This is a genomic window from Weissella diestrammenae (genome assembly GCF_014397255.1).
In the GTDB taxonomy this organism is placed as follows: Bacteria; Bacillota; Bacilli; order Lactobacillales; family Lactobacillaceae; genus Weissella; species Weissella diestrammenae.
The window spans coordinates 531,682-553,889 of the sequence record NZ_CP060724.1 but is presented as its reverse complement, the minus strand read 5'-3'; the positions used below and the strand labels follow the sequence as shown (position 1 = coordinate 553,889).

33 protein-coding genes and 1 pseudogene are annotated in these 22,208 nt (G+C 42.6%); all 34 read left to right on the top strand.

The genetic code is table 11. The features are described 5' to 3' along the window. Positions 1 to 15 precede the first annotated feature (15 nt). Positions 16 to 849 carry a 50S ribosomal protein L2 gene (gene rplB / locus H9L19_RS02815; protein ID WP_187529640.1) on the top strand — a complete coding sequence of 278 codons (834 nt, stop codon included), beginning with the start codon at positions 16 to 18 and terminating at the stop codon, positions 847 to 849. A gap of 51 nt (positions 850 to 900) precedes the next feature. Continuing rightward, on the top strand, positions 901 to 1,182 hold the full coding sequence (gene rpsS, locus H9L19_RS02810) for a 30S ribosomal protein S19 (RefSeq protein WP_187529639.1): 282 nt from the start codon (positions 901 to 903) through the stop codon (positions 1,180 to 1,182). A gap of 16 nt (positions 1,183 to 1,198) precedes the next feature. Further along, positions 1,199 to 1,546 carry a 50S ribosomal protein L22 gene (gene rplV / locus H9L19_RS02805; RefSeq protein WP_187529638.1) on the top strand — a complete coding sequence of 116 codons (348 nt, stop codon included), beginning with the start codon at positions 1,199 to 1,201 and terminating at the stop codon, positions 1,544 to 1,546. A gap of 13 nt (positions 1,547 to 1,559) precedes the next feature. Then, the gene (rpsC, locus tag H9L19_RS02800; protein ID WP_187529637.1) at positions 1,560 to 2,225 is read left to right on the top strand and encodes a 30S ribosomal protein S3; all 666 of its coding nucleotides are present in this window, start codon (positions 1,560 to 1,562) and stop codon (positions 2,223 to 2,225) included. Between the two features lie 2 nt (positions 2,226 to 2,227). Then, positions 2,228 to 2,647 (top strand): 50S ribosomal protein L16, encoded by a 420-nt coding sequence (gene rplP / locus H9L19_RS02795; protein ID WP_187529636.1) that lies wholly within the window; start codon positions 2,228 to 2,230, stop codon positions 2,645 to 2,647. Then, positions 2,647 to 2,853, top strand: a complete 207-nt coding sequence (rpmC, locus tag H9L19_RS02790) for a 50S ribosomal protein L29 (RefSeq protein WP_057754212.1) — start codon at positions 2,647 to 2,649, stop codon at positions 2,851 to 2,853. Before rplP ends, rpmC begins: the two co-directional genes overlap by 1 nt. Before the next feature lie 19 nt (positions 2,854 to 2,872). Beyond that, entirely contained in the window at positions 2,873 to 3,139 is a 267-nt protein-coding gene (gene rpsQ, locus H9L19_RS02785; protein ID WP_057754215.1) for a 30S ribosomal protein S17, read from the top strand. Between the two features lie 46 nt (positions 3,140 to 3,185). Beyond that, the gene (rplN, locus tag H9L19_RS02780) at positions 3,186 to 3,554 is read left to right on the top strand and encodes a 50S ribosomal protein L14 (protein WP_187529635.1); all 369 of its coding nucleotides are present in this window, start codon (positions 3,186 to 3,188) and stop codon (positions 3,552 to 3,554) included. Positions 3,555 to 3,587: 33 nt separating this feature from the next. Continuing rightward, a complete protein-coding gene (gene rplX, locus H9L19_RS02775) occupies positions 3,588 to 3,893 on the top strand; it encodes a 50S ribosomal protein L24 (RefSeq protein ID WP_187529634.1) in 306 nt (101 codons plus the stop codon). Between the two features lie 28 nt (positions 3,894 to 3,921). Beyond that, positions 3,922 to 4,464: a 50S ribosomal protein L5 gene (gene rplE, locus H9L19_RS02770; protein ID WP_187529633.1), complete on the top strand. Its 543-nt coding sequence runs from the start codon at positions 3,922 to 3,924 to the stop codon at positions 4,462 to 4,464. 52 nt (positions 4,465 to 4,516) lie between these two features. Further along, entirely contained in the window at positions 4,517 to 4,915 is a 399-nt protein-coding gene (gene rpsH, locus H9L19_RS02765) for a 30S ribosomal protein S8 (RefSeq protein ID WP_187529632.1), read from the top strand. Between the two features lie 31 nt (positions 4,916 to 4,946). Beyond that, positions 4,947 to 5,483, top strand: coding sequence for a 50S ribosomal protein L6 (gene rplF / locus H9L19_RS02760; RefSeq protein WP_187529631.1), 537 nt, complete (start codon positions 4,947 to 4,949; stop codon positions 5,481 to 5,483). Between the two features lie 91 nt (positions 5,484 to 5,574). Continuing rightward, positions 5,575 to 5,931: a 50S ribosomal protein L18 gene (rplR, locus tag H9L19_RS02755; protein WP_187529630.1), complete on the top strand. Its 357-nt coding sequence runs from the start codon at positions 5,575 to 5,577 to the stop codon at positions 5,929 to 5,931. Positions 5,932 to 5,949: 18 nt separating this feature from the next. Next, positions 5,950 to 6,453 carry a 30S ribosomal protein S5 gene (gene rpsE / locus H9L19_RS02750; RefSeq protein WP_276521736.1) on the top strand — a complete coding sequence of 168 codons (504 nt, stop codon included), beginning with the start codon at positions 5,950 to 5,952 and terminating at the stop codon, positions 6,451 to 6,453. A gap of 14 nt (positions 6,454 to 6,467) precedes the next feature. After that, the gene (rpmD, locus tag H9L19_RS02745) at positions 6,468 to 6,653 is read left to right on the top strand and encodes a 50S ribosomal protein L30 (RefSeq protein WP_187529629.1); all 186 of its coding nucleotides are present in this window, start codon (positions 6,468 to 6,470) and stop codon (positions 6,651 to 6,653) included. A 33-nt stretch (positions 6,654 to 6,686) separates the two neighbouring features. Then, complete coding sequence (rplO, locus tag H9L19_RS02740) at positions 6,687 to 7,121, top strand: 50S ribosomal protein L15 (protein WP_187529628.1); 435 nt, start codon at positions 6,687 to 6,689, stop codon at positions 7,119 to 7,121. Then, positions 7,121 to 8,422, top strand: coding sequence for a preprotein translocase subunit SecY (gene secY / locus H9L19_RS02735; RefSeq protein ID WP_187529627.1), 1,302 nt, complete (start codon positions 7,121 to 7,123; stop codon positions 8,420 to 8,422). Before rplO ends, secY begins: the two co-directional genes overlap by 1 nt. Further along, positions 8,422 to 8,991 (top strand): adenylate kinase, encoded by a 570-nt coding sequence (locus H9L19_RS02730; RefSeq protein ID WP_187529626.1) that lies wholly within the window; start codon positions 8,422 to 8,424, stop codon positions 8,989 to 8,991. The genes secY and H9L19_RS02730 overlap by 1 nt, the downstream gene beginning before the upstream one ends. Positions 8,992 to 9,077: 86 nt before the next feature. Then, positions 9,078 to 9,293 carry a translation initiation factor IF-1 gene (gene infA / locus H9L19_RS02725; RefSeq protein ID WP_187529625.1) on the top strand — a complete coding sequence of 72 codons (216 nt, stop codon included), beginning with the start codon at positions 9,078 to 9,080 and terminating at the stop codon, positions 9,291 to 9,293. A 31-nt stretch (positions 9,294 to 9,324) separates the two neighbouring features. Beyond that, entirely contained in the window at positions 9,325 to 9,441 is a 117-nt protein-coding gene (rpmJ, locus tag H9L19_RS02720; RefSeq protein WP_013989368.1) for a 50S ribosomal protein L36, read from the top strand. Between the two features lie 23 nt (positions 9,442 to 9,464). Continuing rightward, positions 9,465 to 9,524 (top strand): 50S ribosomal protein L36, encoded by a 60-nt coding sequence (gene rpmJ, locus H9L19_RS08490; protein WP_187529893.1) that lies wholly within the window; start codon positions 9,465 to 9,467, stop codon positions 9,522 to 9,524. A gap of 49 nt (positions 9,525 to 9,573) precedes the next feature. Beyond that, a complete protein-coding gene (rpsM, locus tag H9L19_RS02710) occupies positions 9,574 to 9,939 on the top strand; it encodes a 30S ribosomal protein S13 (protein ID WP_187529624.1) in 366 nt (121 codons plus the stop codon). Between the two features lie 31 nt (positions 9,940 to 9,970). Then, the gene (rpsK, locus tag H9L19_RS02705) at positions 9,971 to 10,357 is read left to right on the top strand and encodes a 30S ribosomal protein S11 (RefSeq protein ID WP_187529623.1); all 387 of its coding nucleotides are present in this window, start codon (positions 9,971 to 9,973) and stop codon (positions 10,355 to 10,357) included. Positions 10,358 to 10,413: 56 nt separating this feature from the next. After that, complete coding sequence (locus tag H9L19_RS02700; protein WP_187529622.1) at positions 10,414 to 11,358, top strand: DNA-directed RNA polymerase subunit alpha; 945 nt, start codon at positions 10,414 to 10,416, stop codon at positions 11,356 to 11,358. Positions 11,359 to 11,397: 39 nt separating this feature from the next. After that, positions 11,398 to 11,784: a 50S ribosomal protein L17 gene (rplQ, locus tag H9L19_RS02695; protein ID WP_187529621.1), complete on the top strand. Its 387-nt coding sequence runs from the start codon at positions 11,398 to 11,400 to the stop codon at positions 11,782 to 11,784. Between the two features lie 309 nt (positions 11,785 to 12,093). After that, positions 12,094 to 13,146 carry an alcohol dehydrogenase AdhP gene (gene adhP / locus H9L19_RS02690; RefSeq protein ID WP_187529620.1) on the top strand — a complete coding sequence of 351 codons (1,053 nt, stop codon included), beginning with the start codon at positions 12,094 to 12,096 and terminating at the stop codon, positions 13,144 to 13,146. Positions 13,147 to 13,478: 332 nt separating this feature from the next. Further along, positions 13,479 to 16,772 (top strand): SpaA isopeptide-forming pilin-related protein, encoded by a 3,294-nt coding sequence (locus H9L19_RS02685; RefSeq protein WP_187529619.1) that lies wholly within the window; start codon positions 13,479 to 13,481, stop codon positions 16,770 to 16,772. Next, on the top strand, positions 16,753 to 16,971 hold the full coding sequence (locus H9L19_RS02680; protein ID WP_187529618.1) for a hypothetical protein: 219 nt from the start codon (positions 16,753 to 16,755) through the stop codon (positions 16,969 to 16,971). The genes H9L19_RS02685 and H9L19_RS02680 overlap by 20 nt, the downstream gene beginning before the upstream one ends. Further along, the gene (locus tag H9L19_RS02675) at positions 16,956 to 18,344 is read left to right on the top strand and encodes a pilin N-terminal domain-containing protein (RefSeq protein ID WP_338061928.1); all 1,389 of its coding nucleotides are present in this window, start codon (positions 16,956 to 16,958) and stop codon (positions 18,342 to 18,344) included. Before H9L19_RS02680 ends, H9L19_RS02675 begins: the two co-directional genes overlap by 16 nt. Before the next feature lie 33 nt (positions 18,345 to 18,377). Beyond that, positions 18,378 to 18,761 (top strand): annotated as a pseudogene (locus H9L19_RS02670) (prealbumin-like fold domain-containing protein); the annotation flags it as partial. Between the two features lie 2 nt (positions 18,762 to 18,763). Beyond that, the gene (locus tag H9L19_RS02665) at positions 18,764 to 19,603 is read left to right on the top strand and encodes a class C sortase (RefSeq protein WP_187529616.1); all 840 of its coding nucleotides are present in this window, start codon (positions 18,764 to 18,766) and stop codon (positions 19,601 to 19,603) included. Between the two features lie 28 nt (positions 19,604 to 19,631). After that, positions 19,632 to 21,068 carry a pilin N-terminal domain-containing protein gene (locus H9L19_RS02660; RefSeq protein WP_187529615.1) on the top strand — a complete coding sequence of 479 codons (1,437 nt, stop codon included), beginning with the start codon at positions 19,632 to 19,634 and terminating at the stop codon, positions 21,066 to 21,068. A gap of 78 nt (positions 21,069 to 21,146) precedes the next feature. Continuing rightward, positions 21,147 to 21,650 (top strand): hypothetical protein, encoded by a 504-nt coding sequence (locus tag H9L19_RS02655; protein ID WP_187529614.1) that lies wholly within the window; start codon positions 21,147 to 21,149, stop codon positions 21,648 to 21,650. Beyond that, positions 21,650 to 22,201, top strand: coding sequence for a SpaA isopeptide-forming pilin-related protein (locus tag H9L19_RS02650; RefSeq protein ID WP_187529613.1), 552 nt, complete (start codon positions 21,650 to 21,652; stop codon positions 22,199 to 22,201). Before H9L19_RS02655 ends, H9L19_RS02650 begins: the two co-directional genes overlap by 1 nt. Positions 22,202 to 22,208 lie beyond the last annotated feature (7 nt).

The window sequence follows — 22,208 nt, the reverse complement described above, 5'->3', positions numbered from 1 at the left end:
TAGGAGGAAAGCAGCGTGGCTATCAAGAAATACAAGCCAACCTCTAACGGACGTCGTAACATGACGAGCTCAGATTTTGCTGAGATCACAAAGACTACGCCCGAGAAGAGCTTGTTGGAATCAAAGTCAAACACTGGTGCTCGTAATTCATACGGGCACATGACAGTTCGTCACCGTGGTGGCGGACACAAGCGTCAATACCGTATCATCGACTTCAAGCGTACTAAGGATGAAGTTACTGCTAAGGTTGTTGCGATCGAATACGATCCAAACCGTACAGCTAACATTGCCTTGTTACAATATACTGATGGTACTAAGGCATACATCTTGGCGCCTAAGGGATTGGAAGTCGGTATGACTGTTCAATCTGGTCCTGAAGCCGACATCAAGGTCGGAAACGCTTTGCCATTGGCTAACATTCCTGACGGAACACAAATTCATAATATTGAATTGAAGCCTGGTAAGGGTGGACAACTTGCTCGTTCAGCTGGTGCATCTGCACAATTGTTGGGTAAGGAAGGAAAGTACGTTTTGGTTCGCCTTCAATCAGGTGAAGTACGTATGATTCTTGCCGTTAACCGTGCGACAGTTGGGGTTGTCGGAAACGAACAACACTCATTGATCAACTGGGGTAAGGCTGGTCGTCGTCGTTGGAAGGGTCAACGTCCACACGTTCGTGGATCTGTTATGAATCCTAACGATCACCCTCATGGAGGAGGAGAAGGTAAGGCGCCTGTTGGACGTCCATCTCCAATGTCACCATGGGGTAAGAAGACTGCTGGTAAGAAGACTCGTGACGTTAATGCTCGCTCAAGCAAGTTTATCGTTCGTGGTCGTAAGAGCAAGTAGTCTAATCATCCTATTAGATAAGAATCAAAGCATACGAGAGGAGACTTCATTATGGGTCGCAGCCTGAAGAAGGGGCCATTTGCTGACGCTCACTTGTTGAAGAAAGTTGAAGCAGCTAATGCTTCTGAAAAACAAGTCGTTATCAAGACATGGTCACGTCGTTCAACGATTTTCCCAAGCTTCATCGGATTGACATTTGCCGTTTACGATGGTCGTAAGCATGTGCCAGTGTTGGTACAAGAAGACATGGTCGGTCACAAGCTTGGTGAATTTGTCCCTACGCGTACATTCCATGGACACGCAGCGGATGATAAGAAAACAAAGCGTAAGTAATTAGGAGGACAATACAATGGCTGAACAAATCACGTCAGCACGCGCCACAGCGAAAATCGTTCGTGTCGCACCACGTAAGGTCCGCCTTGTGCTTGACCAAATTCGTGGAAAGCGAGTGGCAGAAGCATTTGCAATTTTGCAATTTTGGCCTAACCACTCATCAGAAGATGTTTATAAGGTGTTGAACTCAGCTGTTGCTAACGCTGAGAACAACTTCTCACTAGATCGCGAAGATTTGGTAGTTGCAGAAGCCTTTGCTAACGAAGGACCAACGCTTAAGCGTTTCCGTCCCCGTGCCAAGGGCTCAGCTTCACCAATCAATAAGCGCACAAGCCACATTTCAATTGTGGTAAAAGAAAAGTAAGGAGGATTGAGTCATGGGTCAAAAGATTAACCCAACTGGTTTCCGTGTCGGAATCATCCGCGACTGGGATGCAAAATGGTACGCAAACAAGAAGGACTATGCAACGTTATTGTTAGAAGACATGAAATTGCGTAAGTATATCGAGACTAAGTTAGCTGATGCATCAGTTTCACGTATTGAAATTGAGCGTACTGCTAACCGTGTTAACGTCTCAATCCACACTGCTAAGCCTGGAATGGTTATTGGTAAGGGTGGATCTGAAGTTGATGCATTGCGTAGCAAGTTGACACAATTAGTGGCAAAGGGTGAACGCGTACACATTAACATCATTGAGATTAAAAAGCCTGATTTGGACGCTCACTTGGTTGGGTCACAAATTGCACAAGACTTGGAGCGCCGTGTGGCCTTCCGTCGTGCAATGCGTGGTGCAATCCAACGTGCAATGCGTGCTGGTGCCAAGGGTATCAAGACACAAGTTGCTGGACGTCTAAACGGTGCAGACATTGCTCGTATTGAGCAATACACTGAGGGAACAGTGCCATTGCACACATTGCGTGCAGACATTGATTACTCTTGGGATGAGGCAACTACCACATACGGTCAACTAGGTATTAAAACTTGGATTTACCGTGGTGATATCTTGCCAGAGAAGAAGTCTAAGAGCAAGGAGGCGAAGTAATCATGCTAGTTCCAAAGCGTGTTAAGTACCGCAAGCCACATCGTGGTCACATGCGCGGTGAAGCTAAGGGTGGTAAAACAGTTGCATTCGGTGAATACGGATTGCAAGCTGTGACATCACACTGGATTTCAAACCGCCAAATTGAAGCTGCTCGTATCGCTATGACGCGTCACATGAAGCGTGGTGGTAAGGTGTGGATCAAGATTTTCCCACACTTGTCATACACTTCTAAGGGTGTCGGAGTTCGTATGGGTAACGGTAAGGGTGCGCCTGTAGGTTGGGTTGCCCCAGTCAAGCGCGGCAAGGTTTTGTTCGAAGTTGCCGGTGTTCCTGAAGAAGTTGCCCGTGAAGCCCTACGCCTTGCAGCTAACAAGTTGCCAGTTAAGACTAAAATCTTAACTCGCCAAGTGGAGGGTGAATAATGAAGACCAAAGATTTACAAAACGAAATCAAGGGCCTCAGCACAGCTGAATTGGTGGCTAAGGAAAAGAGCTACAAGGAAGAGTTGTTTAACTTACGTTTCCAACTAGCTACTGGTCAACTTGAAAACACGGCTCGTTTGTCAGAAGTACGTAAGCAAATTGCTCGTATTAAGACTGTGATTCGTCAACAAGAATTGAACAAGTAGTAGAAGAGAGGAGACCGAGATGACTGAAGCTCGTAACGCACGTAAGGTTTACACAGGCCGCGTGGTTTCAGATAAGATGGAAAAAACAATTACTGTTGCCATCGAAACTTACAAAAACCACCCAGTTTATGGTAAGCGTGTTAAGTACACGAAGAAGTTTAAGGCTCACGATGAGAACAACGAAGCTAAAGCAGGAGATGTCGTACGCATCATGGAGACGCGTCCAACTTCTGCAACAAAGCGCTTCCGTTTGGTAGAAATCGTCGAGAAGGCCGTTATTATCTAATCGTTTTAATCTCGAATTTTACCAATAACGGAAGGAGGACAAAATCGTGATTCAACAAGAAAGTCGTTTGAAAGTTGCTGATAACTCAGGAGCACGTGAAATCTTAACTATTAAGGTTTTGGGTGGTTCAGGGCGTAAGTTCGCCGGAATCGGTGACATGATCGTTGCAACAGTAAAGCAAGCTATTCCTGGTGGAACTGTTAAGAAGGGTGACGTCGTAAAGGCGGTTATCGTTCGTACTGTTTCATCAACACACCGTGCAGATGGTTCATACATCAAGTTTGATGAGAACGCTGCTGTTATCGTTAAAGATGATAAGAGTCCTGTTGGAACTCGTATCTTCGGCCCTGTTGCACGTGAATTACGTGACAACGATTACATGCGTATTGTGTCATTGGCACCAGAAGTATTGTAATTTTCCATCATTAAATCAAGGAGGAAGCCTCGCATGTTTGTGAAGACAGGTGACAAGGTTAAGGTTATCGCCGGCAAGGACAAAGGCAAGGAAGGCGTAATTGTTAAAACAATTGCAGCTAAAGACCGTGTTGTTGTCGAAGGTGTGAATATTATGAAGAAGCACCAAAAGCCTAATAACCAATACCCACAAGGTGGAATTATCGAGCTTGAAGCTCCTATCCACGTATCAAACGTACAATTGCTTGACCCTTCAACTAATGAACCAACGCGTGTTGGTGTCAAGATTGAAGATGGTAAGAAGGTACGCGTATCAAAGAAGTCTGGAACGGCTTTGTAATAAAGGGTGAAAGGAGGAAATCATTATCATGGCAAATCGCTTGAAAGAAAAGTATGTTAATGAAGTTCAACCTTCATTGATCGAAAAGTTTAACTACAGCTCAATTATGCAAACACCTAAGATCGAAAAGATTGTTTTGAATATGGGTGTTGGTGATGCTGTATCAAACTCAAAGAACTTAGATGAAGCTGTTGCAGAATTAGAATTGATTGCTGGTCAAAAGCCAGTGGTTACTCGTGCAAAGAAGTCAATCGCTGGCTTCCGTTTGCGTGAAGGAATGGCTATCGGAACTAAAGTTACTTTGCGTGGGGAACGTATGTATGACTTCTTAGATAAGTTGATCAACGTTTCATTACCACGTGTTCGTGACTTCCGTGGTGTTTCACCAAAGGCCTTTGATGGTCGCGGAAATTACACATTGGGAATCCGTGAGCAACTTATTTTCCCAGAAATTGATTACGATGCAGTTAACCGCGTACGTGGATTAGACATTGTTATCGTAACCACTGCAAATTCTGATGAAGAATCACGTGAAATGCTTACTCAATTGGGTATGCCTTTCACTAAGTAATCATAAATAGTCACTGTTAAATCAGTAAGAAATTTTATAGGAGGCAACATCAATGTCAATGACTGACCCAATTGCAGATTTCTTGACTCGCATTCGTAACGCCAACATGGTTCGTCACGATTCAGTTGAAGTTCCTGCATCAAAGATCAAGAAAGACATCGCCGAAATTTTGAAAAATGAAGGCTTTGTCCGCGACGTTGAATACATTGATGATGACAAGCAAGGCGTAATCCGCGTCTTCCTTAAGTATGGTGCTGAAAAGCAACGTGTTATCTCAGGTTTGAAGCGTATTTCAAAGCCTGGATTGCGTTCATACGTTAAAGCTGATTCATTACCAAAGGTTTTGAATGGTTTAGGAATTGCTATCATCTCAACTTCTGAAGGTGTTATCACCGATAAAGAAGCTCGCGCCAAGAACATTGGTGGCGAGGTATTGGCATACGTTTGGTAAGAAAGAAATCTAATAAAGGAGGTATCCTACGATGAGTCGTATTGGTAACAAGATTTTGACTTTGCCTGCTGGCGTTGAAATTAAACGCGAAGGTGACGTTGTTACTGTTAAAGGACCTAAGGGTGAATTGTCACGCGAAATCGCATCAGTAATCACTTTTACTGTTGATGGTCCTGAAGTAAAGTTTGAACGTCCTTCAGACGATGGAAAAATCAAGGCTTTGCACGGTACAACCCGTGCCAATGTAGCCAACATGGTTGAGGGTGTCTCAGAAGGCTTCAAAAAGACTTTGAAGCTTGTCGGTGTTGGTTACCGTGCAGCCAAGCAAGGCAACAAGCTTGTGTTGAACGTTGGTTACTCACACCCAGTTGAATTTGAAGACCGCGATGGTTTGACTGTTGAAGTACCTGATTCAGTAACGGTTATTGTTTCTGGTATTTCAAAGCAAAAGGTTGGAGATTTATCTGCTGAGATCCGTGCCGTTCGTGCACCTGAACCTTATAAGGGTAAGGGAATCCGTTACGAAAATGAATACGTTGCACGTAAGGAAGGTAAGACTGGTAAGTAATCTTTGTGCTTAAAGGCATAAAGTGCGGGGGCAACGTCCCAAATGTACTTACACAGTATATCTTTCAATAAGAAAAAAAGAGGTTACGAACATGATTACGAAGTCAGACAAGAATAAAGTGCGTCAACACCGACACACTCGAGTTCGTGGTAAGATTTCTGGTACTGCAGAGCGCCCACGCTTGAACGTTTTCCGTTCTAACAAAAACATCTACGCTCAATTAATTGATGACGTAGCGGGTGTGACGCTTGCTAGTGCCTCAACTTTGGACGCTTCAATTGCTGAAGCACCAAAAACTGAACAAGCAACAAAAGTTGGTGCATTAATTGCTGACCGTGCTAAGGCTGCTGGGATCGAAGACGTTGTTTTCGATCGTGGTGGATACTTGTATCACGGACGTGTTAAGGCATTGGCCGAATCAGCTCGTGAAGCTGGTTTGAAGTTCTAAGGGAAGGAGGAAATAATCATGGCATTTATCGATCCAAAGACTCTTGGTGAGCTCGAAGAAAACGTCGTAGCCATCAACCGTGTTACTAAGGTTGTTAAGGGTGGACGTCGTTTGCGTTTTGCTGCTTTGGTTGTTGTTGGTGATCGTAACGGTCACGTCGGCTTTGGTACAGGTAAGGCTCAGGAAGTTCCTGAAGCCATCCGCAAGGCTATTGAAGCCGCAAAGCGTAATATCGTTGCCGTACCAACTGTTGGTACAACTCTTCCTCACTCTGCATTGGGTATCTTCGGTGGTGGTCGCATTTTGCTTAAGCCAGCCGCTGAAGGTTCTGGAGTAGCTGCCGGTGGTGCTGCTCGTGCCGTTTTGGAATTGGCTGGAATTGCTGACGTGTCTGCAAAGTCACTTGGTTCAGCAACACCAATCAACGTTGTACGCGCAACTTTCGAAGCAATTTCTGAATTGAAGAACGCTGAAGAAGTCGCTGATTTGCGTCAGGTCGCTCTTGAGCACTTGGCAGATTAAGGAGGCAGATTAACATGGCTGAACAAGTTAAAGTAACTCTTGTTAAGAGTGCTGCCCACCGTTTGCCAAAGCAACGTGCAATTGTTAAGGCCCTTGGATTAAGCAAGGTTTCTTCATCAGTTGTATTGCCTGACAACGCGCAAACGCGTGGCGCTGTATTCAAGATCGCTCACTTAGTTACTGTTGAAGTAGTTAAGTAAGCAACGAAATCGCTCTGAAGGAGGAAAAACCTAATGAAGCTTAATGAGCTTGAAATTGCCGAAGGTGCACGCAAGGTCCGCAATCGTGTGGGTCGTGGTGAATCTTCTGGTAATGGTAAGACTGCAGGACGTGGTCAAAAAGGGCAAAAGGCTCGTGGTAAGGTACGTTTGGGCTTTGAAGGTGGACAAATGCCTTTGTTCCGTCGTATGCCTAAGCGTGGCTTTACAAACATCAACCGTAAAGAATTTGCGGTTGTTAACTTGGACCAATTGAACAAGTTCGATAATGGTACTGAAGTAACACCAGCATTGTTGGTTGAATCAGGTATTATTAAGAAGGAATTGTCTGGAATCAAGATTTTAGCTAATGGTCAACTTGACAAGTCTTTGACAGTGAAGGCTAACAAGTTCTCAGCATCAGCCGTGACTGCAATTGAAGCAGCCGGTGGTAAGACTGAGGTGATCTAATGCTACAAACCGTGCTCAATTCACTTAAAGAAAAGGATATCCGTAAAAAGTTATTCTTCACTCTGGGGATTTTGATTGTATACCGTATTGGTGCGTACATTACTGTACCGGGAATTAACCCGAAAGCACTAACTGAGGTTGCGAATTCTGGGCTCGGCAGCATTTTAAATATGTTCAGTGGCGGCGGGTTAACGAATTACTCATTGTTTGCAATGGGTGTTTCACCATACGTCACTGCTCAAATCGTGGTGCAATTGTTACAAATGGACATTGTTCCACGATTTGTCGAATGGTCAAAACAAGGTGAAGTTGGTCGTCGTCATTTAAACCAAGTTACTCGGTATTTGACTATTGTCCTAGCATTTGTGCAATCAATTGGTATTACAGCTGGGTTTAACCAGCTTAGTCAAGTTAAGTTAGTACAAACGCCGAATTGGCAAACATACCTGTTGATTGGATTTATCCTTACATCAGGAACAATGTTTGCGGTCTGGCTTGGTGAGATGATCACTGAGCGCGGATTGGGGCAAGGTGTTTCGATGCTGATTTTTGCGGGAATCATTGCGCGTGTACCGGCCGGTATCTATCGACTGGTTAACGAAAATGTATTCCAAAATTCTAATCCAACAAAAGGTCTCGCTTTAGTGTTAGGCTTGATGTTGATTATGATTTTGGCTATCTCATTTGTGACTTGGTTTAACCAAGCCATTCGTAAAATCCCAATGCAATATACACGACGTTCTGCCGGTTCTGGTAGTTCATCGTATTTGCCGTTAAAGATTAACGTTGCGGGTGTTATCCCTGTTATCTTTGCGTCATCATTATTGGTCACACCACAAACCGTGTTGCAAGCATTTTCAACTAAGTTTGCGGATGCAAGTTGGTATACGACATTGACGAGTTGGTTGTCAATGCAAACCTTACAAGGTGGTATATTATATACACTTCTGATTGTATTGTTCACATTCTTTTACGCTTTTGTGCAGGTTAATCCTGAAAAAGTGGCAGAGAATCTACAAAAACAGGGAAGTTATATTGTTGGCGTTTGGCCAGGACCTGCGACTGAAAAGTGGATGCGTCAATTGTTGATGCGTCTCTCAGTAGTTGGGGCACTTTTCCTTGGGTTGATCGCTTTGGCACCTATCCTTGCCACACACGTGTTTGGTTTGGATAGTAATCTTGGTATGTCTGGTACATCATTACTGATCGTGATTGGTGTCGCAATCGATTTGATTCGACAACTTGAAGGTTTGATGATGAAAAAGGCATATGTTGGCTTTATTCATGAAGGAGCTAAATAATGAGTTTAAATATCATGTTGTTGGGCTTACCAGGTGTTGGTAAAGGTACCCAAGCAGAGATGATTGTTGAAACTTACGCTTTGCCACATATCAGTACGGGCGATATGTTCCGTGCTGCAATGGCAAACGAAACTGAATTAGGACTAAAGGCCAAAGCGTTTATGGACGCTGGTAATTTGGTGCCTGATGAAGTTACAAACGGTATTGTTGCTGAACGCTTAGCTGAAGCCGATACAAAAGAGGGATTCATTCTTGATGGATTTCCTCGTAACTTAGACCAAGCAACTGCTTTAGATGCGATGTTGTCAGCACAAGGTCGCAAGCTAGATGGTGTTCTATATTTCACAGCTGATGAAGCTGTGTTGGTAGAACGCATGATGGCACGTGGTCGAGCAGATGACACACCTGAAGTTATCAAAAATCGTTTGGCAGTTAATGGTGAATTAACGGCACCGATTGCTGATTTCTATCAAAAGCAAGGTATCTTGCATGAAATCGACGGCGCACGTGAACTTGAAGTCATTTTTGCCGACGTAAAAGAGTTGCTTGATAATTTGAAGAACGCATAAAGCATCGATGATTAATAGGCAGGGTCACCTTGCATGTTATAATGAGATGTTACGTTCTTCATGTGAACAACGAAGGAGGCATAAACGTGGCCAGCGATGTTATTGAAATTTCAGGTATGGTAAAGGAAACTTTGCCAAATGCCATGTTTACCGTTGAATTGGAAAACGGCGCCGTAATTCTTGCGCACGTTTCTGGCAAGATTCGAAAGAATTTTATTCGAATTTTACCTGGTGATCGTGTAACAGTTGAGATGTCGCCATACGATTTGACGAAGGGACGGATTACTTACCGTTTCAAGTAATCAAGTCGTTGAATTTTAGGAGGTAAATACAATGAAGGTTCGCCCATCAGTAAAGCCTATGTGTGATAACTGCAAGGTTATCCGCCGTAACGGTCGTGTGATGGTGATTTGCACAAATCCCAAGCACAAACAACGCCAAGGTGCATAATAGCACTTCGGTTTCACAAATAAATAACTTACTATAGGGTGATTTGCACAAATCCCAAGCACAAACAACGCCAAGGTGCATAATAGCACTTCGGTTTCACAAATAAATAACTTACTATAGGAGGTAATAGCAATGGCTCGTATTGCAGGAATCGATTTGCCTCGCGATAAGCGTATCGTGATCGCATTGACATATGTATACGGAATCGGTAACACTACTGCTGAAAAGATTTTGGCAGAAGCTGGAGTTTCTGAAGACGTACGTGTTCGTGACTTGACACCAGACCAAGAAGACGCCATCCGTGCCATCGTTGATGGTATCAAGGTGGAAGGTGACTTGCGTCGTGAAGTCTCATTGAACATTAAAAAGTTACAAGAAATCGCATCATACCGCGGCATTCGCCATCGTAAGGGCTTGCCTGTTCGTGGTCAAAATACCAAGAACAACGCTCGTACGCGCAAAGGCCCAGCTACTGCGATTGCAGGTAAGAAGAAGTAATTAACTACCGTAGAAAGGAGCTTATTTATTCATGGCAGGTCGTAATACTCGTAAGCGTCGTGTAAAAAAGAATATTGAAAGTGGTGTAGCACACATCCACGCAACATTCAACAACACGATCGTAATGATTACTGATGTCCAAGGTAACGCTGTTGCCTGGTCATCTGCTGGTTCACTTGGATTTAAGGGTAGCCGTAAGTCAACGCCATTTGCTGCGCAAATGGCTTCTGAAGCTGCTGCCAAGGGAGCAATGGAAAACGGAATGAAGACAGTTGAAGTAACTGTTAAGGGTCCTGGTTCAGGACGTGAATCTGCTATCCGTGCATTGGCCGCTGCAGGTTTGGAAGTTACTTCTATCAAGGATGTCACTCCAGTACCACACAACGGTTCTCGCCCACCAAAGCGTCGTCGTGTCTAATTGCCACTTGCAACTAGGTTCACATGTAAGCTTTGATGAAAGGGGTAACAAACACTATGCTTGAATTCGAAAACCCAAAGATCACTCTTGTTGAAGAAAATGACAATTACGGAAAATTTGTAGTTGAGCCACTTGAGCGCGGCTACGGAACAACGCTTGGTAATTCTTTGCGTCGTGTATTGTTGTCATCTTTGCCAGGAGCAGCGATCAATTCTGTACAAATCGATACTGTTTTGCATGAATTTTCAACAATCGAAGGGGTTGTTGAAGATGTGACGCAAATCATCTTGAATCTTAAAAAAGTTTCATTAAGTATCGAAAGCGATGAAGAGAAGACACTCGAAATTAATGTCGCCGGTCCAGCCACTGTGACTGCTGCTGATATTACTGGAGATAGTGATGTAACAGTTTTGAATAAAGACTTATACATTGCTACTGTTGCGGCTGGGGCAACCTTGCACATGACTTTGACCGCTGAACGTGGTCGTGGATATGTGTCCGCAGACCAGAATAAGGAATTGCATGAAGATTTGCCAATTGGCGTTCTTGCAATTGATTCAATCTTTACCCCAATTGAACGTGTCAACTATCAAGTTGAGAGTACACGTGTTGGTCAACGTGATGACTTTGATAAATTAACATTTGATGTTTGGACAGATGGTTCTTTGACACCAACGGAAGCAATTTCATTGGCAGCACAAGTTCTCTCATCTCACTTAAATGCATTTGTCGGATTGTCAGAGCGTGCTGTGACGGCACAAGTGATGGTGGACAAGGAAGAAACTGTAGCACCTAAGCATACTGAGATGCCAATCGAAGAGCTTGATCTATCAGTTCGTTCTTATAATTGTCTCAAACGGGCTGGGATTAACTCTGTTCAAGAGTTAGTAGATCGGACAGAAATCCAAATGATGTCTGTACGTAACCTCGGTCGGAAATCACTTGACGAAATCCAAGAAAAGCTAACATTGCTTGGTTTGGGATTCCGCAAGGAAGATTAGATTATATAGATAAGAATACCAAAGAAGGAGGAATGACTCATGTCATACCGTAAGTTGGGACGCACAAGCTCACAACGTAAGGCTTTGTTGCGTGATTTAACAACTGCATTGTTAATTAACGGTCGTATCGAGACAACTGAGGCTCGCGCCAAGGAAGTTCGTAAGACTGCTGAAAAAATGATTACGTTGGGAAAGCACGGAGACTTAGCTTCTCGTCGTAAGGCAGCTGCTTTCTTGCGTAACGTTGTTGCGGAAGTTTCGACAACTGAAGACAACAAGGTTAAGGTTGAAAACGCTTTGCAACACTTGTTTAATCATGTTGCACCTCGTTTTGAAGGCCGTGCGGGTGGATACACACGCATCTTAAAGACAGTACAACGTCGTGGTGACGCTGCACAAATGGTTATCTTGGAATTGGTTGACTAATTCGTTAGTTGCCAAAATCGATAAACATACTTTAAAATCTCCAAATTATAATGCATAAACTGTTACGATGATGGCTCAAAGCCAAGTCTAGGTTGAATGATCTTAAACGGATCGCGCACTATAATTTGTGAGGTTTTTTTTATATCCTGAAATCATCTTGGATTGTCATAAATTTCACAAAAATAATAAATTTTCCGGTTTATTGTGTGTGATTTAAGCAATAAAATGCTTTTATTTTTGAAAGAAAACGGTTACAATAGATATGTAAAAACTTTCACAAATAGAAATGGATGAAAAAGGGGACTGAACATGAAAGCTGCTGTAGTACGTGAGACAAATGATGGTTATGTTGATTTAATCGATGATTGGACACCGCGTCAATTGGGCTTTGGTGAAGCATTAGTTGATGTCGAATATGTTGGATTGTGTCATACTGATTTACATTGTGCAAGTGGCGATTTCGGAGATCCAAATAAATTAGGTGACCGCAATGGTAATTTCCGGCGTGTAATCGGACATGAAGGTGTTGGACGTGTATCAAAATTGGGTGAGGGCGCTGGTGATTACCTAAAGCTTGGTGATCGGGTTTCAATTGCATGGTTTTATGATGCCTGTGGTGTTTGCGATTACTGTGTTTCAGGAAATGAAACATTCTGTCGAAATGTCCGCAATTCTGGTTATACAATTGATGGTGCAATGTCACAACAATGTGTAGTGAATGCGAAATATGCGGTCAAAGTGCCGGATGGTCTTGATCCACTTGAAGCAACTTCAATCACATGTGCTGGTGTGACGATGTATAAGTCATTGAAGGTTGGAGAGACAAAGCCAGGTCAATGGGTTTCTGTGCACGGCGCCGGTGGTCTCGGTAATTTAGCGGTTCAATATGCACATAATGTTTTTGGTGCTCATGTTGCTGTAATTGACGGTAACCCAGATAAGTTAGAAGCAGCCCATCAAAACGGCGCTGAAGTGATGATTAATCGGAAGACCGAAGATGTAGTCGCACGAGTTAATGAGCTCACTGGTGGTGTGCATAATGCGCAGGTAACAGCCGTTAATGACGCCGCCTTTTCTCAAGCGGTTAATGTGTTGCGGCCAATGGGAAAGTTAGTGGCTGTCGCATTACCACAAGGTGATATGGCATTGAATATTGCTAAGACAGTCCTTGATGGGATTGAAGTCCGTGGATCATTAGTTGGTACGCGTGCTGATTTGAAGGAAGCTTTCCAATTTGGAGCCGAAGGTAAAGTTAAGCCAATTGTTGAGAAAGTTCCATTCTCAGAAATTAACAGCGTGATTGATGAAATGCGTCATGGTAAAATCACGGGTCGTAAGGTGTTTGATTTTACAACGCTATAAGTTAAAATAGTCAAAAAAGTGTCCACTGATAAGCATCGGCTTATCAGTTTTTTATTACTTAAACTGCTTAAAATTCAGGCTGCAACTATTTCATTCAAAAAGATGATATCGCTACGATTAGACGTGTTAGCCAATATTTTATCTATATATACTAATATCTCAAATGAATATATGTATGCTGTATGAAAAATAAACGTTGATATATGATATCAATTTGGTTAAAAAAAAGTCGGGGGACGAAAAAAATTCATATCTCATACCTATAATGAAAAATATCATATTATCTTAAAAAGTGGACAATTATCCTAATTTAATAGGGAGGATAAATACATATGTTTAAGAGGAAACTTTTCAAATGGTTGGGTTGTATCATCATTGTATTGCCATTGGTGACGTCACTTGTTTTGATTGCCCCGCACATTTTTCATTCCGGGCATCACGCACATGCAGCTGATAGTCAGCAAAAATTAACACCAGATATCGGTGAAGGGTATCATACATATACAACTGAAGAAGCAGATGGCGTCGCCGGCTCAGTACTGCCGGTACACCCATACTCATTAGATGCTGGAACATTAGCACCGAATACAAACAGTTTTTTTAGCGAGCAACCAAAAGAAAAATCTGAACTAGATGCAACTACTCGTAATTATGGTGGGGCCCAAGAAAATTGGTATGGTAGTAAGAATTGGTTGAATTGGGAGCATTTAGGACCCGAGTATACAGGTTTTCGAGCCAAAAAAACGGCATCACCAGCCAAGGACAGTAGTAATAAAATTATCCCAGGAGCTTATGATATTTCATTAAAAATGACGGGCGGGACGCAAACGGAATATACGAAAAACAAAGCTGAAATTGTTTTTGTATTTGACCGGTCCTATTCGATGATTAGCAATGAAGATCCAGGAAATGCCCAAGAAAATCGACTAGTTAAAGCACAGCGCGCCTTTACGGATTTCGTGAAGGTAATTAGACCATACGTGACAAATAATCAATTACGAGTTGGGTTGGTACCCTATTCAGATGGGGTGAAAACCAATGATATCGTTCAAATCGGTGGTGAGAATGCGTTAAAATCAATCGATGATTATATTCGAAGTATGCAGATTACTGCGGGAAACGATGCCGGTACCTATACCCAAGGTGCATTACGTGCAGCGCATAAAATGTTAGATGCCAGCAATTTTACTGAGAACAATAAAATCATCGTTTTGCTTTCTGATGGCGCAGCTAGTCAACACGATTCGCCAACTTCATTGAGCGGAAATAGTAGGCCATGGGGCACGAATTATCCATATACATCGGATTTATTAATTAAAGGTGCAACCAACAATAATATGACCTATCCAAGCGCCGCAAATTATAATAACAATCAAACGATGACTAATAATAACCCTTTTAGTGGTTACTATTCTCGGATTGGTGCAGGTAACGACGCGAATCCTTACCGAATTTCGCACTCGATTGGAGATGGTGACTATATCTCAGGACAAGCAGCTATTGAGGAAGCCAATCAAATCAAAAAAGATACAAAAATTCGCGCGCTTTATACGATTGGTACAATGGTGGTCAGAGATGGAGAGACACAGTCAGCACGGTCAACTCGGCTCGCACAAGATTTGTTGCAAGCAATTGCATCCATTGATCCTAAAGGCAATGTTAATTATTACTATAACGCAATTGCAACGGACAAATTATTGAATCATCTGAACGAACTAGTCACAGAGTTGTTTGATTTCGTTAAAAATGCGCATTTACATGATAGTATTCCCAAAACAATGTTAATTGATGGTCAGCCTAGTGAAACTTTAAACGGCGATGGCCCAATTAAAGTCAATCGTTGGCGGCAAGCAGATTTCAGTCACTTATCGGATTTACCAACGATCAATATTGGCAATGCGTTTAATGCGAATTCTCAATATGATGTGCTCACGCCGGTGACAGGGACGTACGATGCTAGTACTGGGGCAATTGATTTAAATCATATTGATATTCCACAAGGAGAGATGATAGAAATTATCTATCGGATTCATGTGGTGACTGAGCGTGCAGATTTTGTGCCAAATCAATGGTTACAAACCAATGGCACAACCACCTTTCAGCCCCAACAACTAAATGCGATATTAGTTCAAATTGGTGTGCCGTCGGTTAAAGCACCTGGTAGACAATTGGTCGTTAAAAAAACTTGGATTGGCGATAACAGTGATAACGTTCGAACACGACCGGACACGTTACAATTTAATTTGACCCGTAAAAATCTAACGGATGGTCAAGCATGGGTTAATGATACATTAACACTAGCAAAACCATATAAAGACGATGACGTCCCGTTAAACGATGAAAAATTAAAGGAAGCGTGGGGAAAATCATATCAGCAGACAGATCATGACTTATGGTTGCCAATTTTTAACAATCAAGGCGAGAACATTACATACGAATTAGTAGAACAAAACATTCCTGGTTACGCGACGAGCTTATCGGTGACCGATCAAAATCAGTATCATTTTACAAATACCTTAACTGATTTTAAATATCAGCTACGAAAAGTTGACCAGTCTGGTCATTCATTGACTGGGGCTACTTTCTTAATTGAAAATCAGTTAGACGTCGATAAGACGTTTGAAAATGATGTGATAACGAGTCAAGGTGTGATCCCCGCTGGAACAATGGTCACTGCTGGTACGTGGATTTCTTACAATCGAATTTTAAATGGGCAGACGGTTGCTGATCATAGTGGAAATGGAATTGTGACCTTAGATAACAATGGCACATATGACCTGCCACCATATAATGCGGAATATGGGCAAAAGTTTCGAATCAGTGAAATTTCAGCGCCTAAAGGTTTTGAATTGTTGGCAAATCGCTACATTTATGGCGTTGTCAGCGATGGTTCAAATGCACCTGAACCTGTGACACTTGGCGGTGATCATTTGGTCGACTTGGATGCGTACGATGCCGAACGTAAAGATGCAGACGGTCATGCAATTGATAATTGGGCGCAAAGGCAGAAATTATTCTTGTTCACAGATGCGACGTATGCAACATTAATTAGCCCAAGTAGTGCGATTGATGGGATGAAACTCTCAATTCAAAATGACTTAACATATTTTAGTCTTACGAATCAACTGAAACGATATGCACTCGACATTACAAAATTAAATTCTGGGCATGGCAGTTTAGCTGGGGCGCGTTTTCAATTGTTTCAAGCAGATAGTTCAGACCATTGGCAGACATTAGGCAGTGAAATGACGACTAATGAATCAGGACAGGTGACCTTAGACGCAAACATTAAAGTACCTGCTAAATACCGATTGGTTGAAACGCATGCCCCCGATGGCTATTCGCGAATTACTGTCGATTTAATCTTTGAAATCAAAAGTGATGGGACGATCATCACTACCAATCCAGATGCAGCTTGGACATTGGCCGACCATCTGACTGACGGTACGGTAGATAATGTGATTCATGTCACAGCAAAAGATTTACGTCAATTTATGATGCCAGCAACTGGTGATCGAAAAATAATTATTGTACTGGGTGCGATATTGATTGTTGTGATCATTGTTGGGACGTTAATGATTAATGATCGAGACGGGAGGCCGACTGATGACAAAACAATGGATTAAATGGTTATCACTGTTATTCGTATGCTTTGCGGTTTTTTATAGTACTGAACGATTAAAAATCTACGCAGATAGTGACGATTATGTCACGCATATTCGACTACATAAAGTAGTCTTAGGTACAGGTACAGGTACAGGTACAGGTACAGGTACAGGTACAGGTATTGGGGCGGATAGTTTTGAAAACTGGGGGCTGAACTGACCGACCTTGGTAATTGGCGACCACTAGATAATGTTAATTTTGTTTACTATGATATGATGTCATATCTGGATTGGAAAGATGGTGAAATTCAACCAGTGTGGCGGACGGGGACCACAGTCTTTCCAGATAATGCAACTAAAGCCAATGCCTTAGACCAGATAACGGCGCATTTTTCAATTGTCCAGAGTAGTAATAGTGCTTCAAGGTGGCAATTTGAATTTCATACCATTGATCATCAGCAACACCTAACGAATGACCAATTATTACATGATTTAACGGTGGTTGCCGGAAAAACCGATAGTAGTCAGTTAACGCATACCGAAATGACGGGCAAAAGTACGACGTCGGGTAAGGGGAATGTTGATTTATCGCTCTCCAAGGGCCTTTGGTTAATCATCGAGGATGGGCGACCACATGGCGTTAGTCAAATCGCGACACCGATGCTATTGTCATTACCAACTGAAAATCAGAATGGGGTCCGCTATGGGCCCAATGATACGGTTCATTTTTATCCAAAGAACTATACAATGTCGACATCGTTAAATAAGATGGTTGATCCTGATGGTCAAGGTTATGTGGAAAATGATGATAAAATTGGCGTTTACCGTGGACACTCATTTAAATGGGCCATAGATATTACCTTGCCGGCAACGGCTGAAGATTTTCAAACGTTCATGCTAAAGGACGTTTTACCTCATCAAGTTGATTTACAACAAATTAAAATTTTCCAATTAGCAGGTGCTAATCATGGCGACGTATTGTGGTCGTCAGATTTTCGACCGGCTGATACATATATGACTAATGGCATATCTGGTCATGGACAAACGTATGATTTAAGTCAAAATGGATTGGCGGTAACCGGACAGGATGGTTATTATCAGTTGACGCATTCAGACGGTAGCATGGCACGTGAGCCCATTGTTAATTCGATTGATTGTTGGTCTGGCAATGAAATTAACAAAACTAATCAACGGTGTGGGTGGTTTGAAATCAACTTGCAACCACATTTAAAAAATCTAGTTGAAAAAGGCATTACCAGTCTTCGAGTTGAGGTCACAACAATTGTGAATGCCGCTGCCACAACTGGCTTAATCACAAATGAAGCGCGGCTGACTGACGATTTACGAACGCGACAAGATAAGGCATCAACGTGGGTTGGTGGTTATGATTTTGTCAAAACAAATGGACCGGCTCGATACCATGAAGATGCGGACGGTCACCTCACAACCCAGGTTTTTAATCCTGTGGCAGATGCTACCTTTCAGCTTCTTTGGCACCACGCGCCAGCTGGAATTACCTTGAAAGAGGGTGGGGTCTCTAAAGCTGATGACACACTTTATTATGCTGGACGGGCAAGTGATGGGGGTGAATGAACGGCACAACCGGCACATGTATTAACGGTTAAGAGTGCCAGTGATGGCTATTTCTCATTTTCAGGTTTGCGGAGTGGACAATATGAATTGCAAGAGGTCAAGCCGGCAAGTGGGTATCTGGCACTATCTCAACCGGCATTACGCTTTAATATTGCTAGTGTTTATCATCTCAATAATGACGCTCAAAATCCGGCGGCAACGGTTGAAGATTTGTCAACTTTAGATGATGGCACGTTAGTGGGTAGCGGGATTACAGATGGTGTCATTGATGGTAATGAGATCAATATTGTTAATTATCAGCAATCAATTTTCCCAGTTACCGGTAAAGGCGGCTTATTGATATTACTTTTAATTGGCGGACTGATTATGGTGGCTACCTTAGTCCATCGTGGTAAAAAGGCAAAAGTGAGGGCCTAAGTATGCGCAGTACTAAGAAATGGTTTTGGCTGGTAATCGGTTTGTTTGCCGTGGCTGCAATGATTATTTTTACAACGTGTTTTCAAATGGTGGGAGCGGCATTTTTACAAAGCAATCAAGTACAGTCATTTCAACAAAATTTGAAGCATATTTCAAAGCGTCAGTCAAAGCACTTAATTGCTGAAGTTAAAAAGGCAAATCAAACTTTGAGCGCATCGCCTGATACTGCTAATCAGCCCTTGACTGCAAATCAGAAACGTCGCGCGGCATTACTTGCGCATTATGACATTGGTCAAAAACAAGCAAAACAGATTATTGGCGTTTTACGGATTCCAAAATTGGAATTGTTGCTGCCAATTTTCAATGGTGTGTCATCTGATGTATTGGCCCACGGCATTGGCTTGTTACCGAATTCATCATATCCAGTTTCTGGTAAAGGTGTCCATACTGTGTTAACGGGTCATCGCGGACTACCAAATGCCGAATTGTTTGCCCATTTGAATCGATTGAAAAAAGGAGATGTTTTCTACGTTGAGGGTATTGAAAGGCCACTGCGCTACCGTGTTGATTGTATACGAGTGGTTAAACCGGATGATGTGGCATCACTCGCAATCAATACTGAATCAAATTACACCACATTGATGACGTGTACCCCGTACCTTATCAATTCACATCGTTTGTTAGTTCGAGGGCGGTTGGATCCAAATCAGCAACACCTGCAAGCAGCAAGTATAGCTGCCCCAATTGCACGGCCTTTAATGAAAGCAATATTTTTAATGGGGGTGATTGGATTGGGTGTTTATCAAATCAATCGTTATAATCGCAAACATATTGAACGCTGAGTGACTTTGAATTTGAAAGGAGTCTTAAATGAAAAAATTATACTTAACGGCTACTGTTCTAGCTGGTTTGTTCTTTGGTACAAGCGCTTCGCTGATTGTCAGTGCCAATACAAAAGAATATCGACCGACCGCGACAAAAGTTGTCGTTCATAAATATCTGATTCATGAAGCAAATCCCGCATTAGAAAATTATTATTGGGGAAATGGAAACGAAACAACCGCATTCGCTGGCTGGCAGCCGGCGGGAAATCAGTTTAGTTTTACAGCTTTTAGAATTCCACGTAGTGCGATTACCGGCTTTGATGTTGGCGAAGCAAATAAAATTGTGTTTAATTCGGAAACTGGTTTGACAATTGGCGGCGAAACGAAAACCTGGTCGCAAATTCTAGAAACCGTTAAGGTAGCTAGTCCAAAAGTTACCGAAGGAGATGTCGAAACGACTAGTCCCATCAAGTCGGAATGGACAATTAAAGTTAAATCAGACATTAATCTCGCCGCATTAGAAACCGCGTTACGTAATGATGAACGTCATGACGAAACTGTTTCAACCAATGAAAGCGGTGCCGCCACATTTAACGCCTTAAAAAATGGTAACTACATCGTTTTAGAGACTGCACATCCGGCATACATAAAAACAACTGAACGAGCGGTGCCAATGGTCTTACATTTACCATTGATTAATCCAGATACGACGAAACATGACGCTGGATATTGGTTCGATGACACTCAACATGCTTTAAATCTTTATGCTAAAAATCAACGTGTGACAGGTGATTTAACGGTTAAAAAGTATGATTCAGATGATGCGACCAAAAAGCAGCAATTACCAGGTGCGGTGATTGCTATATATCAGGGGGATGTGAAAGCACAAGTCATTAATTATTTGCAAAGTGTGACCGGTCAAGCGCTATTGGCTGCAGCAAAAGGTAAGCCGGCTGATGCCACTGAGGTGACAGCATTAAATACGGCCATCAAAACAGCCATTGCCGGATCAAGTGGTGATTTTAATGCTATCAAAACAACGCAAGAAACCGGAACGACGTTTAATGACTTGGAACCTGGTCAAACCTACACAATTGTTGAGTTGGCAAGTCCAGTGCATCCCAAAAATCAAACTGACGCGGAATTTTTGCTAGATCCAAATGTGACGACCGTGACCCTCAGTTCAGCTGATGAAATCAACGGGCCTACTAACGGCAGTGGGGGCGGGCAAACGATTCGATATTATGGGGGACATGTTGACCTTGAAAATGATGATTTTACAATTACAAAAAAGGTAAATCCAAACGTTCCAATTGATGCGGAGAACGCACAAACTGCGCCCATTACGCACTCAGACTTTGTGACTAATGATGAAAAGTCTGGTGTAGCACGCGGTCAGCAGATTCAGTGGGCCATTCGCAGTGAAATTAATCATGCGGAAAAATTAGCAACTTATTCACTCAGTGATACGCTACCCTATTAGGTAGATTTAAAAAAATTTGTCATTGCTGTTACGACACCAAGCGGTAAGTCATACCCATTAATTAAAGTAACTCAGTCGGTGGCAAATACTGGTAGTGGTGAGGCACATAATTATCAGCTGAGTTTGGCCAATGAGCATAGCGTCACCTTCTTTAAAGATTTGGGGGTTGGCCTTGAAAACAAAACTAACATCGAAATTTCAAATTACTTGTCAAGTTTAATTGCAGTTTCGGGGCATCACGGGACATATTCATTTGATGAAACCAATCGTACGGTGACATCACACGCGGATGGCGCATTGACGATTAGCGCGACTAAAGATGGGCTAGCATTGATTCAAACAGCCATGGCACATAGTCATGACGTATTGGCCTACTTTGACGTGACTTTGGATGTTGAAGTCAATGCAGCGGCCCAGGTTGGAACGATTAACAATCAAGCTAAATTAACCCTTAGTAATAGTTATCAGCCAAATTACAGTGAAGGCGCTGAAAGTAAGACCTTTGATGTTGGTTGGCAGTTTAAAAAAGAAAACGGACAAGGTGAGGCTTTGAGCGGGCTGGGTTTATTCTCGGTCAATTAGTGACCGCAGAAAATCAAGCGGTTATTCAGCAAAATGCCTTGTCGTCATCTGACCATGACCAAATGACCATTGGTAGTTACGTTTATTTAGTTCACCCGAATCCAGAGGGTACGGGAGGTATGGCTGTTTGCGCATCTAATGAAAAAATGACAGGTATCAAGTGGACATCGCAACTTAATGTAGCGACAACGTATGTTACTGGTGGTGATGGTTATTTTCAATATTGTAGTTTACCAGCCGGACAGTATCGCTTGATTGAAAATATTGTGCCCTCAGGATATACCAAAATGGATGACCACGACTTTGTTCTAGGGCGTCCGAGTGCGGATAATCTAACTGGCTCTCAAAATGAGGGGCCGACACCTTCAGCAAGTGTTATTACGGCGAATAATACATCTGAGAGTAATTTTGTGCTATTGAAAAATTATGAGAAGTCGCTCTTCCCAGTCACGGGAGCCAAATGGCTACTGGTGTTGGTAGTGCTTGGTGTATGCCTAATGGGCGTTGCTTACTATCGCTATCGTGTTATGCATCGTCAAGAACAAAATTAAGGCCGAT